Origin of the sequence: uncultured Nocardioides sp. (genome assembly GCF_947488025.1) — a bacterium.
Lineage (GTDB): Bacteria > Actinomycetota > Actinomycetes > Propionibacteriales > Nocardioidaceae > Nocardioides.
In genome coordinates this window covers 111,396-126,488 of sequence record NZ_CANKYS010000005.1, presented here as the reverse complement: position 1 = coordinate 126,488, position 15,093 = coordinate 111,396, and the positions used below count along the sequence as shown (strand labels likewise).

At 70.7% G+C, this 15,093-nt stretch carries 12 protein-coding genes; 5 read left to right on the top strand and 7 right to left on the bottom strand.

The window, feature by feature from the left end:
• Positions 1-272: 272 nt before the first annotated feature.
• Genes glgB through Q1B24_RS10670 form a run of 4 tightly spaced genes read right to left on the bottom strand, consistent with a single transcriptional unit; the run spans position 273 to position 7,361 of the window.
• Positions 273-2,219 (bottom strand): 1,4-alpha-glucan branching protein GlgB, encoded by a 1,947-nt coding sequence (gene glgB / locus Q1B24_RS10685; RefSeq protein ID WP_299927636.1) that lies wholly within the window; start codon positions 2,217-2,219, stop codon positions 273-275.
• On the bottom strand, positions 2,216-3,619 hold the full coding sequence (locus Q1B24_RS10680) for a hypothetical protein (protein WP_299927631.1): 1,404 nt from the start codon (positions 3,617-3,619) through the stop codon (positions 2,216-2,218). The genes glgB and Q1B24_RS10680 overlap by 4 nt, the downstream gene beginning before the upstream one ends.
• Positions 3,616-5,343, bottom strand: a complete 1,728-nt coding sequence (gene treS, locus Q1B24_RS10675; protein WP_299928073.1) for a maltose alpha-D-glucosyltransferase — start codon at positions 5,341-5,343, stop codon at positions 3,616-3,618. Before treS ends, Q1B24_RS10680 begins: the two co-directional genes overlap by 4 nt.
• A 23-nt stretch (positions 5,344-5,366) precedes the next feature.
• Positions 5,367-7,361, bottom strand: coding sequence for an alpha-1,4-glucan--maltose-1-phosphate maltosyltransferase (locus Q1B24_RS10670; RefSeq protein ID WP_299927628.1), 1,995 nt, complete (start codon positions 7,359-7,361; stop codon positions 5,367-5,369).
• Between the two features lie 110 nt (positions 7,362-7,471).
• On the opposite strand from Q1B24_RS10670, the gene glgP reads away from it, so the two are divergent.
• Positions 7,472-10,054, top strand: a complete 2,583-nt coding sequence (glgP, locus tag Q1B24_RS10665; protein ID WP_299927619.1) for an alpha-glucan family phosphorylase — start codon at positions 7,472-7,474, stop codon at positions 10,052-10,054.
• A gap of 134 nt (positions 10,055-10,188) precedes the next feature.
• The gene (locus tag Q1B24_RS10660; protein ID WP_299927616.1) at positions 10,189-10,521 is read left to right on the top strand and encodes a hypothetical protein; all 333 of its coding nucleotides are present in this window, start codon (positions 10,189-10,191) and stop codon (positions 10,519-10,521) included.
• A 24-nt stretch (positions 10,522-10,545) separates the two neighbouring features.
• On the opposite strand, the gene Q1B24_RS10655 is transcribed toward Q1B24_RS10660, so the two are convergent.
• Together Q1B24_RS10655 and Q1B24_RS10650 are read right to left on the bottom strand one after the other, a co-directional pair.
• Positions 10,546-10,701 (bottom strand): hypothetical protein, encoded by a 156-nt coding sequence (locus Q1B24_RS10655; protein WP_299927613.1) that lies wholly within the window; start codon positions 10,699-10,701, stop codon positions 10,546-10,548.
• A 29-nt stretch (positions 10,702-10,730) separates the two neighbouring features.
• A complete protein-coding gene (locus tag Q1B24_RS10650) occupies positions 10,731-11,099 on the bottom strand; it encodes a hypothetical protein (RefSeq protein ID WP_299927610.1) in 369 nt (122 codons plus the stop codon).
• A gap of 51 nt (positions 11,100-11,150) precedes the next feature.
• Between Q1B24_RS10650 and Q1B24_RS10645 the strand changes: the two genes are divergently transcribed.
• Complete coding sequence (locus Q1B24_RS10645) at positions 11,151-11,618, top strand: MarR family transcriptional regulator (RefSeq protein ID WP_299927607.1); 468 nt, start codon at positions 11,151-11,153, stop codon at positions 11,616-11,618.
• A 9-nt stretch (positions 11,619-11,627) separates the two neighbouring features.
• Here the strand turns inward: Q1B24_RS10645 and glgX are convergent, their stop codons facing one another.
• Entirely contained in the window at positions 11,628-13,802 is a 2,175-nt protein-coding gene (gene glgX, locus Q1B24_RS10640) for a glycogen debranching protein GlgX (RefSeq protein ID WP_366916469.1), read from the bottom strand.
• A 103-nt stretch (positions 13,803-13,905) separates the two neighbouring features.
• Between glgX and Q1B24_RS10635 the strand changes: the two genes are divergently transcribed.
• Entirely contained in the window at positions 13,906-14,682 is a 777-nt protein-coding gene (locus Q1B24_RS10635) for an enoyl-CoA hydratase-related protein (RefSeq protein ID WP_299927604.1), read from the top strand.
• A gap of 27 nt (positions 14,683-14,709) precedes the next feature.
• Positions 14,710-15,012, top strand: coding sequence for a hypothetical protein (locus tag Q1B24_RS10630; RefSeq protein ID WP_299927601.1), 303 nt, complete (start codon positions 14,710-14,712; stop codon positions 15,010-15,012).
• Positions 15,013-15,093 lie beyond the last annotated feature (81 nt).

Sequence of the window (15,093 nt, the reverse complement as noted above, 5' to 3'; positions counted from 1 at the left end):
CCATTGCAGCAAGCGGGCGCGCGATCCGCGAGCCGTTCTCCACAGGCACGGACCGGGTCGGCTCCCCGCCCGGCGCTCACGCCGTTCCGTCACACGTGGTGTCGTCTCACGACGTCGTGAGCTCCGGGTTGCGGCACAGGGTGCGCCGCAACCGGTGGATCGTCCTCGCGAGAGGCGGTCGGGACCGTGTCACTTCAGGGGACGACGTCGAAGCGCGACGAAGGCCCTGACCCGGCCTGGGTGCTGCCGGCAGGCAGGACACCGGGACGCTGTCAGTCGGCGGCCCGGAACCAGACCGTGGCCAGGGGCGGCACCACGATGTCGGCGTGGGCCGGCTGACCGTGGTGCTCGCCCGCGACCGCGGTGATCGAGCCGAGGTTGCCCACACCGGAGCCGTGGTAGGACTCCGCATCGGTGTTGAGGACCTCGGTCCAGGTGCCGGCCGACGGCAGGCCGAGCCGGTAGCCCTCGTGCGGGTTGCCGGCGAAGTTGGCCACGCACACCAGGTCGGGCTCGCCGGGGGAGCGGCGTACGAACGAGAAGGTGTTGGCGCCCGCGTCGTTGGCGTCGATCCACTGGAAGCCGGCCGGGTCGTTGTCGCGACCCCACAGTGCGGCGGTCTCCGCGTAGGCGCGGTTCATGTCGCGCACCATGGCGTGGACGCCCGCGTGCTCCGGGTGCTCGAGGAGCCACCAGTCGAGCTCGCGGCTCTCGGCCCACTCGGACTCCTGGCCGAACTCGCAGCCCATGAAGAGCAGCTGCTTGCCGGGGTGGGCCCACATGTAGGCGAGGTAGGCGCGCAGGTTGGCCAGCTGCTGCCAGCGGTCACCGGGCATCTTGCGGAGAAGCGAGCCCTTGCCGTGCACGACCTCGTCGTGGCTGATCGGCAGCACGTAGTTCTCCGCGAACGCGTAGACCAGCGAGAACGTCATCTGGCCGTGGTGGTGGCTGCGGTAGAGCGGGTCCTGGGAGACGTAGTTGAGCGAGTCGTGCATCCAGCCCATGTTCCACTTGAAGCCGAAGCCGAGGCCGCCGTCACTGGTGGGGCCGGTGACGCCGGGCCAGGCGGTGGACTCCTCGGCGATCGTCACGATGCCGGGGACTCGCTTGTAGACGGTGGCGTTCATCTCCTGGAGGAACTGGACGGCCTCGAGGTTCTCGCGGCCGCCGTGCTTGTTGGGGGACCACTCGCCGTGCTCGCGGGCGTAGTCGAGGTAGATCATCGACGCGACGCCGTCCACCCGCAGCCCGTCGGCGTGGTACTCCTCGAGCCAGTAGACCGCGTTGGCGTAGAGGAAGTTGCGCACCTCGTTGCGGCCGAAGTTGAAGATGTGGGAGCCCCACTCCTTGTGCCAGCCTCGCTGGGGGTTGGGGTCCTCGTAGAGCGGGGTGCCGTCGAAGCGCGCGAGCGCCCACTCGTCGGTGGCGAAGTGCCCGGGCACCCAGTCGAGGATGACGCCCACACCGGCCTGGTGCAGCCGGTCGATGAGGCGCTTGAGCCCGTCGGGGTCGCCGAAGCGCGAGTCCGGGGCGAAGTAGGAGGTGACGTGGTAGCCCCACGACCCGCCGAACGGGTGCTGCATCACCGGCATCAGCTCGACGTGGGTGAAGCCGAGGTCGGAGACGTACGGCACCAGCGCGTCGGCGATCTCGTCCCACGAGTAGAGCTCGCCGCTGTAGTGCTTGCGCCACGAGGCCAGGTGCACCTCGTAGGTCGACATCGCCTCGTCGACCGGGTTCTTCGAGGCACGAGCCGCGAGCCACGCGTCGTCGTTCCACTCGTGCTGCGAGCGCCACACCTTCGAGGCGGAGCTCGGCGGCTTCTCGGCGTACTGCGCGAGGGGGTCGGCGCGGTCGACCCACTGGCCGTCGGCGCCGCGGATGCGGTACTTGTACTGCGACCCGACACCGGCGTCCGCGACATGGGCGTGCCAGACGCCCGAGCCGTCGAGGCGCGTCATCGGGTGCGCCGAGCCGTCCCAGCCGGCCCACTCGCCGGCGACCTGGACCTCCATGGCGTTGGGGGCCCAGACGCGGAACGACGTGCCGTCCGGTCCGGCCTGTGCGCCGAGCACGGTCCAGAGCTGCTCGTGGCGGCCCTCGCCGATCAGGTGCAGGTCGAGCTCGCCGGGGGCGTGGGTGTCCACGGTCTCGCTCCCGGTGTTGTTCCCGGTGGTGCTCCCGGTGGTGCTCACAGGCTTGCTGACGGGGTTGCTCATGATGTCTCCTCCAGCGCGGCGAGGGGGATGGAGAGCCATCCCGGACGGTTGCGTGCTTCGTAGACCGCCTCGTAGACGACCTTGTCCGCGAGGTAGGCGTCGAGCAGCGCCTCGTTGGCGCCGTCGAGCGCCTCGCCGCGCTTGTCGGTGTAGGCATCGAGGAACGCTGCGCGGTTGCGCGCGGCCCACTCCGAGGCGCGGTAGGCGCGCTGCTCGGCCTCGCCGCCCACGTCGGCGCCACCGGTCATGGCCACCACGCGCGGGGCGTAGTCGAAGGAGCGGATCATGCCCGCCACGTCGCGCCAGACCGAGTCGGGCTTGAGCCGCTCGGCGAGCGGCTTGGCCGGCTCGCCCTCGAAGTCGACGATCTTCCAGCCCCTGACGGTGCGCAGCGTCTGACCGAGGTGCAGGTCGCCGTGGACCTGCTGCACGTCGACGCCGTCGAGCTCGCGCAGCCGGGCGAACGTCTCGCGCAGCCCGGCCTCGTACGGCGCCAGGTCGGGTACGACGTCGAGCGCGGCGACGAGCCGGCCCTCCATCACGCCGGCCAGCTCGCCCAGGGCGCCGGCCTCGCGCCGCTCGACCGGGAAGTGCGCGGCGAGGTCGGCGTGCACCTCGGCCAGCGCGATCCCGAGCCGCGCGGCCTCGCCGGCGAAGTCGCCGCCGACCTCGTCGGCGTGCAGGTCGGCCTCGGCGAAGAGGTTGCGCACGCTGGCCAGGGCCAGGTCCCAGCCGTCGCTCGCCGTGCGGAGGAACTGCTGCAGCATCGCGAGCTGGATCGTCGTGTTGGTGTCGTCGTCGACGAGGTCGAGCCACCCGTAGAGCGCGGCGACGTGCGTCGACCCGGCCTCGGTGAGGACCTGGTGGATCGCGATGTCGGGGTTGACCCCCGGGGTCACCTTGCGGAAGACCTTCATCAGCGCGTCCTCGCCGAAGGCCACCGACGAGTTGGACTGCTCGCCGGAGAAGAGCGTGGAGTGGGCCTCGATGTCGAGGTCGTGCCCCGGCAGCCGGTGGAACATGAGGTCGTCGCGCACGTCGGAGGGCGGCCTGGGCTCGACACCGTGCCGGGCGAACGCCGCCAGCCACAGCGCCATCGCCTGGCGGTCGTGCAGCGCGTCGTAGACGAAGGAGGGGCCGAGCTCGTCGTCCTCCCACTCGCCGATGAGCGCGTGCGCGATCCGCTCCTGCGGCTCGGTGTAGAAGGCGAGCGGCAGCTGGTAGAGGTCGCTCGACCCGTCGGCGTAGGCGACCTCGGCGAGCTCGATGGTGACGTGCAGCCAGTCGGGCGCGTCGGGCAGCCGGCCCACCCGGCGTACGCCGCCGAGCTCCCAGTCGCGCCCCTTGCCGCCGAACCAGCGCGCCTGGTCGATCCAGGCCTTGATCTCGGTGCTGCTCACGGTTCCCCTCCCGTGCTGCTCGGATCCGTCAACCGCAGCCACAGGAAGCCGTAGCCGCCCAGGGTCAGCAGGTAGGGCAGCTCGCCGACGGCGGGGAACGGCACGCCGCCCAGCAGCTCGACGGGGACCATGCCCTCCCACTGCCGCAGGTCGAGCTCGACGGGCTGCGGGAAGCGGGACAGGTTGTTGACGCAGAGGATCACGTCGCGATCCTCGTCGCCGCGGTGCTCGCGGATGTAGGACAGGACGCTCGGGTTGGAGCCGCCGAGGTCCACGAAGTCGCCGAGCCCGAAGGCCGGGTGACGGCGCCGCGCGTGGACCAGCCGTCGCGTCCAGTGCAGCAGCGAGGACGTGTTCTCCAGCTGAGCCTCGACGTTGACCGACTGGTAGCCGTAGACCGGGTCCTGGATCGCCGGCAGGTGGAGCTTGCCGGGCGTGGCGTTGGAGAAGCCCGCGTTGCGGTCGGGCGTCCACTGCATCGGCGTACGCACGCCGTCGCGGTCGCCGAGCCAGATGTTGTCGCCCATCCCGATCTCGTCGCCGTAGTAGAGGACGGGCGAGCCGGGCAGCGACAGCAGGAGCGCGGTGAAGAGCTCCATGCGGTTGACGTCGTTGTCGAGCAGGGGCGCGAGCCGGCGGCGGATGCCGATGTTGGCCTTCATGCGCGGGTCGTGGGCGTACTCCGACCACATGTAGTCGCGGTCCTCGTCGGTCACCATCTCGAGGGTGAGCTCGTCGTGGTTGCGCAGGAAGATGCCCCACTGGCAGCCGTCGGGGATCGCCGGCGTCTGCTCGAGGATCTCCGAGATCGGGAAGCGCGACTCACGGCGCACCGCCATGAAGATGCGGGGCATGACGGGGAAGTGGAAGGCCATGTGGCACTCGGTGCCGATCCACCGGCCGTCCTCGGTCTCCTCCGGGCCGAAGTACTCGACCACGTCGGCGGGCCACTGGTTGGCCTCGCAGAGCAGTACGCGTCCGGGGTAGTGCTCGTCGACGAAGCGGCGGCACTTCTTGAGGAAGTCGTGCGTCTCGGGGAGGTTCTCGCCGTTGGTGCCGGGGCGCTCGTAGAGGTAGGGCACCGCGTCGAGCCGGAAGCCGTCGAGGCCCATGTCGAGCCAGAACGCCATCGCGTCCAGCATCGCGTCGTGGACCTTCGGGTTGTCGAAGTTGAGGTCGGGCTGGTGGTGGAAGAACCGGTGCCAGAAGTACTGCTGGCGCACCGGGTCCCACGTCCAGTTGGACGGCTCGGTGTCGACGAAGATGACCCGGGCCTCCTGGTAGAGCTCGTCGGTGTCGGACCACACGTAGAAGTCGCCGTAGGGGCCGTCGGGGTCGCTGCGGCTGGCCTGGAACCACGGGTGGGCGTCACTGGTGTGGTTCATGACGAAGTCGATGATCACCCGGATGCCGCGCTGGTGGCAGGCGTCGAGGAACTCGTGGAAGTCCTCGACGGTGCCGCACTCGGGGAGGATGTTGTTGTAGTCGGCCACGTCGTAGCCGCCGTCGCGCAGGGGCGAGGTGAAGAACGGCGGGACCCACAGGCAGTCCACGCCCAGCCACTCGAGGTAGTCGAGCTTCTCGATCAGGCCCTTGAAGTCGCCGGTCCCGTCACCGTTGGAGTCCCGGAAAGACCGCACCAGCACCTCGTAGAAGACCGCCGTGCGGAACCACTCGGGTTCCGCGTTGAGCACGGCGGTCGCGCGGGTCGCGTCCGTCGGCATCTGGGCCGACGTGGGGTGCTCGGTCAACGGGTCCTCCTGACGGCGATCACGTGGGCAGGTTCGTAGCCGGGGTCGAGCCGGACGTAGTTGTGGGCGGTCCAGCTCCAGTCCTCACCGGTGATCTCGTCGTGGGCGACGAACGAGTCGTGCCACTCCATGCCGAGCGCCGGCATGTCGAGGTGGACCATGGTCTCGCGCGTGCCGTGCGGGTCGAGGTTGATCACCGAGATGACGACGTCGCTCTGCCCATCAGGGAGGGCCTGCTTCTTCGAGAAGACCAGCACGTGGTCGTCGTCGGCGGAGTGGATGGTCACGTTGCGCAGCAGCTGGAGGGCCGGGTGGTGACGCCGGATCTCGTTGAGCCGGGTCAGGTAGGGCGCCAGCGTCGTGCCCTCGGCGTCCCGCTTCTCCCAGTCGCGGACGCGGATCTGGTACTTCTCGGAGTCGAGGTACTCCTCCGAGCCCGGCTTGACGGCGACGTGCTCGAACAGCTCGTAGCCGGCGTACACGCCCCAGCTGGGCGACCCCGTCGCGGCGAGCGCGGCGCGCACCTTGAACGCCGCCGGGCCGCCGTACTGCAGGTAGGCGTGGAGGATGTCGGGGGTGTTGACGAAGAAGTTGGGCCGCATCAGGTGGTCGGACTCGTGCGCGACCTCGACGAGGTAGTCCTCGATCTCGCGCTTGCCCGTGCGCCAGGTGAAGTAGGTGTAGCTCTGGTGGTAGCCGACCGCACCGAGCCCGTGCATCATCGCCGGCTTGGTGAAGGCCTCGGACAGGAAGAGCACGTCCGGGTCCGTACGCCGTACCTCCGCCAGCAGCCACTCCCAGAAGGCGAGCGGCTTGGTGTGGGGGTTGTCGACGCGGAAGATCCGCACCCCGTGCGACATCCAGAGCTTCACGACCCGCAGCACCTCGCGGCAGATGCCGGCCGGGTCGTTGTCGAAGTTCATCGGGTAGATGTCCTGGTACTTCTTCGGCGGGTTCTCGGCGTAGGCGATGGTCCCGTCCGCACGCGTGGTGAAGAACTGCGGGTGCGTGGTCACCCACGGGTGGTCGGGCGCCGCCTGCAGCGCGAGGTCGAGGGCCACCTCGATGTCGAGCTCACGAGCACGCGCCACGAAGGCGTCGAAGTCCTCGAACGTCCCGAGGTCGGGGTGGATCGCGTCGTGGCCGCCGTCCTTGCTGCCGATCGCCCACGGCGAGCCGGTGTCGTCGGGACCGGGGGTCAGGGTGTTGTTGGGGCCCTTGCGGTTGACCTCGCCGATCGGGTGGATCGGCGGCAGGTAGAGGACGTCGAAGCCCATCTCGGCCACCCGGTCGAGCCGCTTGGTGGCCGTGCGGAAGTTGCCGCTGGTGACCTTGCCGGTCTTCTCGTCGCGCGTCGCGCCCTCCGAGCGCGGGAAGAACTCGTACCAGCTGCCGAAGAGCGCGCGGGTGCGGTCGGCGCGGAACCGGAACGGCCCGGTGACGGTGAGCAGCTCGCGCAGCGGGTGGGCGAGGAGCACGGCCTCGAGCTCGGGGTCCTGGAGGGCGGCCAGGCGCGCAGCGACGGGACGGTCGGTGTCGGTCGCGGCCGAGACCGCACCCGAGACGACGGCGGCCGACCGCTCGTCGAGGGCGTCCTTGCCCGTCCCCGCGGCCACCCGCTCCAGCAGCAGCCGTGCCTCGGTGAACATCAGCTCCACGTCGACCCCGGCGGGGATCTTGATGCCCGCGTCGTGCTCCCAGGTCGCGACGGGGTCCGACCACGAGTGGATCTCGAAGGTCCACTCGCCCTCGACGTCGGGCGTCACGTGGGCGACGTAGCGGTTGGGCGCCTCACCGTCGGGTCGCATCCGCACCGGGTCGCGCGTACGTCCCGCCGGGTCGGTGGCCACCACCTCCGCGGCGAGCTGGTCGTGGCCCTCGCGGAACACCGACGCGCGCACCGGCATCGGCTCGCCGACGGTGGCCTTGGCCGACTGTCGACCCAGGTCGACCACGGGAGAGACATCCATCACGGGTATCCGTCCAACCATGGCCCCACACTTGCGAACCCCGACCCCGCACGCAAGCCGGGACCCCTTCGGTCTCACCCCTTTGGCTCGAAGGTTGGATCGTTCCAAGAAATGGCCTAGCGTGCTGGTCCGTGCGAGCGTTCCGACGATTCACCGTCCGTCCTGTCCTGCCCGAGCCCCTGGGGGCGCTGTCCGTCCTGGCCGGCAACCTGCGCTGGTCCTGGCACCCGCCCACCCAGGACGTGTTCTCATCGATCGACCCCGAGCTGTGGCGCCAGGTCAAGTGCGACCCGGTGCGCTTCCTCGGCGCGGTCGGCCGAGAGCGGCTCGACGAGCTCGTCGAGGACGGCGACTTCCGCAGCCGCCTCGACGCGGCCCACGCCGACCTGCAGCGCTACCTCTCCGAGGACCGCTGGTACGCCCGCAAGGCCGGCGACGACGCGCCCCGCGCCATCGCGTACTTCTCCTCCGAGTTCGGCATCACCTCGGTGCTGCCGCAGTACTCCGGCGGCCTCGGCATCCTGGCCGGCGACCACCTCAAGGCGTCCTCCGACCTCGGCATCCCGCTGGTGGGCGTGGGCCTGTTCTACCGCCACGGCTACTTCAAGCAGGCGCTCGACCGTGACGGCTGGCAGCAGGAGAGCTACCCCGTCCTCGACCCCGACGAGCTGCCGCTGAGCGTGCTGCGCGAGGCCGACGGCACCCGGGCGACGGTCTCGATCGCCCTCCCCGACGGCCCCGACCTGGTCGCCCGGATCCTCGTCGCCCACGTCGGTCGCGTGCCGCTGCTGCTCCTCGACACCGACATCGAGGAGAACAGCGCCCACTACCGAGACGTGACCGACCGGCTCTACGGCGGCAACTCCGAGCACCGGCTGCGCCAGGAGCTGCTCCTCGGCGTCGGCGGCGTACGCGCCCTGCGGGTGTGGTCGCGCATCACCGGCGCCCCGGCGCCGGAGGTGTTCCACGCCAACGAGGGCCACGCCGGCTTCCTCGGCATCGAGCGCATCCGCGAGCTCACCGTCGACGAGGCCGGCCCACGCCTCGACGTCGACACCGCGCTCGAGATCACCCGCGCCGGCACGGTCTTCACCACCCACACGCCGGTGCCCGCAGGCATCGACCGGTTCCCGCGCGAGCTCGTCTCGCAGTACTTCGGCGGCAACTCGCCGACGCCGGGTGTCCCGGTCGACCGGATCCTCGCGCTCGGCGCCGAGGACTACGAGGGCGGCGACGCCGGCGTCTTCAACATGGCGGTCATGGGCTTCCGCCTCGCCCAGCGCGCCAACGGCGTCTCCGAGCTGCACGGACACGTCTCCCGGGGCATGTTCAACGGCCTCTGGCCGGCCTTCGACGAAGCCGAGGTGCCGATCACGTCGATCACCAACGGCGTCCACGGCCCGACCTGGATCGCCCGCGAGGTCATCGAGCTGGCCGCGAGCCGCGGCGCCGACGTCGACAGCGACGACACCGACGCCCTGTGGCCACTCGTCGACCAGATCAGCGACCGCGAGATCTGGGACCTCAAGCGCACGCTGCGCACCCGCTTCGTCGACGACGCCCGCGACCGCATGCGTCGCTCGGCGACCAAGCGGGGCTACGCCGCTGCCGAGACCACCTGGATCGACAGCGCGCTCGACCCCGACGTGCTGACCATCGGCTTCGCACGCCGCGTGCCGACGTACAAGCGGCTCACGCTGATGCTGCGCGACCCGGCCCGTCTCAAGAAGCTGCTGCTCGACCCCGAGCGCCCCATCCAGCTGGTCATCGCCGGCAAGGCGCACCCGGCCGACGAGACCGGCAAGCGGCTCATCCAGGAGATGGTGCGCTTCGCCGACGACCCGGAGGTCCGGCACCGCATCGCGTTCCTGCCCAACTACGACATCGCGATGGCGCAGCCGCTCTATCCCGGCTGCGACGTGTGGCTCAACAACCCGCTGCGCCCCTACGAGGCGTGCGGCACCTCCGGCATGAAGGCCGCGCTCAACGGCGGTCTCAACCTCTCGATCCTCGACGGCTGGTGGGACGAGTGGTACGACGGCAACAACGGCTGGGCGATCCCGTCGGCCGACGGCATCGACGACGCCGACCGGCGTGACGACCTCGAGGCCAATGCGCTCTACGACCTGCTCGAGACCGATGTCGTGCCGCGCTTCTACGAGACCAACGACGAGGGCGTGCCGCCGCGCTGGCTGGAGATGGTCCGCCACACGCTGAAGTCGCTCGGCCCCAAGGTGCTCGCCACCCGCCAGGTGCGCGACTACGTCCGCGAGCTCTACGCCCCCGCCGCGCACACCGCGCGCGCGCTCAACTCCGACTACGCCGGGGCCCGCACCCTGTCGGGCTGGAAGCACGAGGTCCGCGCCGCGTGGCCGGGCGTCCGCGTCGAGCACGTCGACTCCGAGGGCGTCGGCGACCAGGCCGTGGTGGGTGCGACGCTCGCCGTCCGCGCCTGGGTGGCCCTCGGCTCGCTCTCGCCCGACGACGTCGAGGTGCAGGTCGTGCACGGCCGGATCGGCTCCGACGACGTCCTCACCTCGACCTCGGTCACGCCGATGCTGGTGGGGGAGTCCTACGACGGCAACCGCCACCGCTTCGACGCCGCCGTGCCGCTCGCCGTCTCCGGCCCGTTCGGCTACACCGTCCGCGTCGTCCCGCGCAACGAGTCGCTGGCCTCGGTCGCCGAGCTCGGGCTGGTTGCCGAGCCCGCCTGAACTGCCTGACAACTTCAGCGATCCCCGGCCGTCCGGGGATCGCTGAAGATGTCGGCCCGTGCACGGCCTGAGAAGTTCAGGGACCGGCTCGGTGGGCGGTTGTCGGGTGGGCCCGATCCGAGGACGATCGCTCCATGCCCTCGACCGCTCCGCCCGGCATCCTCGAGCCCTTCCTCGCGGCTGCCGACTCCGCTGCCTCGTCGCGGTCCGACGTGGACGCGGAGACCGCCCGCGCGCTGATGGCAGAGGCGGCGGGCATGCTGCACGACGGTCTGGTGCTCGACCACCTCGACGACCACGACCTGCCGCAGGTGGTCGCCGCCCTCGCTGCCGACCTCACGGCCGTGGACCCGGGCGCAGCCGTGCGCGCCCGCGCGGCCGGGGTGGCCGACGACGACCCGGCCCTCCACGACCCCGACGGAGTGCGCGGGACGTACCTCGTGACCGTGCAGGTGCTCGGGCTCTGACGCGACCGCCGACGAGGGCGGCGGTCAGTCGTCGCGCAGTGCGGCGTGCTGGTCGACGTTGCGTACGTCGTCGGGGTCGGGGGCGTGGCCGGTGTCCAGACCCGCGACCGTGTCCTCGGCCCGCACGCCGACGGGCAGGGTCGTGAAGCGCGAGTCGCGTGGGTCGTCCGGTGCTCCCATGACACGGCTGTAGACCCGGGACGGCTGCCTCAGCCGAAGGTCAGCCAGAGCCCGACGGCGGTGGGGACCACGGCCAGCAGCAGCCACGGCGAGAGGATGCGCTTGCCGTGGATGGCGCGACCGACGGCGACGGCCATCGCGGCGAAGATGCCGGCAATGACGTTGAGCCCGACCTTGGACGAGGTGGGGGAGTCGTCCAGCATCACGGCAGCGACGACGAGGCCGACCACCAGGTGCAGGATCGTGGTCACGGCCAGGGTCGACATCACCCAGCGCTGCACGCGGGCGAGGTCACGGGCGTCCTTCTCGGGGTCCGCGACGATCCGCCGTGGGGCGTCGAGGTCGAGCAGGTGGCCGCGACCCTTCTCCGTACGTCGGGCGGGAACGCTGCCGGCCATGCGAGCCTCTCTCGAATCGTTTGCTGTGACAACGATTGCTAGGCTAACGGAATGTCCGCGCCCAGCCGAATCGATGATCCCCTGGCCCTCGAGCGTCAGGTCTGCTTCGCCCTGGCCGTGGCGTCCCGCACGGTCATCTCGGTCTACCGCCCGGTGCTGGAGCCGATGGGACTGACCCACCCGCAGTACCTCGTGATGCTGGCGCTCTGGGGCGAGGAGCCGCTGTCGGTGACCGAGCTCAGCCGGCGGCTCGAGGTCGACCCGGCCACGCTCTCGCGGCTGCTGAGGCGGCTCGAGGCGGCCGACCTGGTGCGGCGCGACCGCAACCCCGCGGACGAGCGCAGCCTCGCCGTGGCGCTGACGTCCCGCGGGCGCGACCTGCGGACGCAGGCCCTCGAGGTGCCGGGCACGATCCTCCGGCGCCTGGGGATGGACCTCGACGAGCTGATGGAGCTCCGCGACCGACTCACCGGGGTCATCGCGGCCGCGAAGACCGCGACCGAGGCGCGACCGGCCTGAGCGCCGGCGTCAGGTCTGGCGCAGCACCAGCACCGAGCGTGCCTGCAGCTCCATCGACGCGCCCGCGACCACCGGTGTCCCGACGGCGATGTCGGTGTTGGTCGACAGCACCACCTCGCCATGGTGGACCCACTGGTTGGCCGGAAGCACCAGCTCGACGTCGTCGACGCCGGAGTTGAGCCAGATCATGAACGACCGGTCGTGCACCTGCTCGCCGCGCGGGCCTGGGGAGCGCAGGGGAGCTCCGTTGAGGAACATCCCGATGGTGCGGATGCTGTCGTCGTTCCAGTCGTGGACGGTCATCTCACGACCGCTCGGGTGCACCCAGACGAGGTCCTTGATGCCGCCCTTGATCGTCGGGCGTCCCTCGAACCAGTGCCGCTGCCGCAGCGCCGGGTGCTCGCGCCGCAGGCGCAGGGCGGTCTTGGTGATCTCGTAGACGTCGAGCCAGGCGTCGTCGGGGCGCCAGTCGATCCAGGACGTCTCGTTGTCCTGGCCGTAGGCGTTGTTGTTGCCGCCCTGGGTGCGGCCGCGCTCGTCGCCCGCCGTGAGCATCGGCACGCCGCTGGAGAAGCACAGCGTCGCCATCAGGTTGGCTGCCTGCCGACGTCGCAGCGCGACGACCTCCGGGTCGTCGGTCTCGCCCTCGACGCCACAGTTCCACGACCGGTTGTTGTCGGTGCCGTCGCGGTTGTCCTCGCCGTTGGCCTCGTTGTGCTTGTCGTTGTACGACACCAGGTCGCGCAGGGTGAAGCCGTCGTGGGCGGTGATGAAGTTGACCGAGGCGTAGGGCGAGCGACCGTCGTCGGCGTACAGGTCGCTCGACCCGGCCAGCCGCGTCGCCACGGTGCGTACGCCGCCGGAGTGACCGCGCCAGAAGTCGCGCACGGTGTCGCGGAACTGGTCGTTCCACTCGACCCACGGCGGCGGGAACTGCCCGACCCGGTAGCCGTCCATCGACGCGTCCCACGGCTCGGCGACGAGCTTCACGTGGCGCAGCACCGGGTCCTGGCCGATCGCGGTGAGCAGGTGCGAGCCCATGTCGACGACCTGGTCGGTGCGGGTCAGCGCGCTCATCAGGTCGAAGCGGAAGCCGTCGACGTGCATCTCGGTGACCCAGTAGCGCAGGGAGTCGAGGATCATCCGCAGGCTCTGGGTGTGGGTGGCGTCGACGGTGTTGCCGCAGCCGGTGACGTCCCAGTAGCGCACGGGCTCGGGCTTCTGGCCCGGCTTCGCGGCGGGCGGCACGACCCGCTGGTAGTAGCCGCGGTCGTCGAGGCCGCGGAAGCTCAGGGTCGGCCCGCGGGGGCCGGCCTCGGCGGTGTGGTTGTAGACCACGTCGAGGATGACCTCGAGCCCGGCGAGGTGGAAGTCCTTGACCATCTGCTTGAACTCGGTGACCTGCTGGCCGCGGTCGCCGGCGGACGAGTACGCGTTGTGCGGGGCGAAGAAGCACAGCGAGTTGTAGCCCCAGTAGTTGGTCAGCCCGCGCTCGGCGAGGGCGGGCTCGGAGAAGAACTGGTGCACGGGCAGCAGCTCGACCGCCGTCACGCCGAGGTCCTTGAGGTAGTCGGTCACCGCCGGCGTCGCCAGGCCGGCGTACGTCCCCCGGAGCTCCTCGGGCACCCGGTCGTGCAGCGCGGTCATGCCCTTGACGTGCATCTCGTAGATCACGGTGTCGCGCCACCGCCGGTGCGGCGAGGTGTCGGGGCCCCACTGGAAGTCGTCGTGCACCACCACGCTGCGCGGGACGTAGGGCGCCGAGTCGAGGTCGCTGCGCGTCGCGGGGTCGTCCATCACGTAGCCGAAGATCGCCTTGTCGACGACGAGGTCTCCCGAGACGGCCTTCCCGTAGGGGTCGAGGAGCAGCTTGGCCGGGTTGAACCGCAGGCCGGCCTCGGGGTCCCACGGTCCGTCGGCGCGGTAGCCGTAGAGCGCGCCGCGGGCGACGCCCGGGACGGCGCCGTGCCAGACGCCCAGCGAGAGCTCGGTGAGCCGGTGCCGGGTCTCGACGCCGGCGTCGTCGAACAGGCAGACCCACATCGCACGCGCCTCGGGGGCGTACACGGCGAAGTTGGTCGACTCCCAGGACCACGTCGCCCCCAGGGGGTGGTTGCGACCGGGCCAGACCGACATGGTCTCGCCGTCGTGCTGCCAGGCAGTGGTCCTCCAGGGGGGTGTCACGCGGGCCATTGTGGTCGCATCGGAGGGGCACGGCACAATGCGGCTCGCACCGCGGCCAACCACGGCAGCGTCCGCGCGCCGTCCCACGTGACAAGGAGCCACCATGGAGTTCGTCTCGATCGACGTGACCGACGGGGTCGCGGTCCTGCGGCTCGACCGCCCGAAGATGAACGCGATCAGCGTCCAGGTGCAGGCCGACCTGCGCGAGGCCGCGGCCGAGCTCACCGAGCGCGACGACGTACGCGCCGTGGTGCTGTGGGGAGGCGAGCGCGTCTTCGCCGCCGGCAACGACGTCAAGGAGATGGCCGACTGGACCTACTCCGACATGGTGAAGGCCTCCACCTCGGTCAGCGCGGCGACGACCGCGATCGCCCGGATCCCCAAGCCCGTCATCGCCGCCGTCAACGGCTACGCCCTGGGCGGCGGCTGCGAGCTGGCGCTGGCGGCTGACCTGCGGTTCGCCGCCGAGGACGCCGTCCTCGGCCAGCCCGAGGTCCTGCTCGGGATCATCCCCGGCGCCGGCGGCACCCAGCGCCTGACCCGCCTGGTCGGCACCGCGAAGGCCAAGGACATCATCTTCACCGGCCGGTTCGTGAAGGCCGACGAGGCGCTGCGCATCGGGATGGTCGACCGGGTCGTCTCCGCGGACCGCGTGCTGGAGGAGGCGACGGCGTACGCCGCCCAGTTCAGCAACGCGGCCGCGCTGGCGATCCGGGCGGCCAAGGAGTGCATCGACCGGGGCAGCGAGGTCGACCTCGACACCGGGCTGGAGATCGAGCGTCAGCAGTTCGCCGGGGTCTTCGCGACCGAGGACCGTACCCGCGGCATCACCTCGTTCGTTGAGAACGGACCGGGCAAGGCAACCTTCGTGGGCCGCTGAGCGGTCCGGGACCGAGAGGAACACCACGTGACGACGAAGATCCGGGCGACGCTCGCCCAGCTGGTGTGGCTCGCGTGCGCGTTCGCCGCACTGCTGCTCGCGGTGGGGGCGCTGCTGATCGCCCTGGACGCCAACAAGTCCAACGAGCTGGTCCAGGCGATCCTCAGGGGCGCCTCGTGGGCCGACCTGGGGATCTTCTCCCGCCGGGACGGCATCAAGCAGTTCACCGGCGAGGGCGCGGAGGTCAAGAACGCACTGTTCAACTGGGGCCTCGCCGCGATCGCCTGGCTCGTGGTCGGGCGGGTCCTCGAACGCATCATCAAGCCCTGACGGGCCAGGGGTGCGGCCGCGTCACTGTGAGCGACCGCACCCGGATCGCCATTCCGGTCGACATTGACCGACCAGTAACCT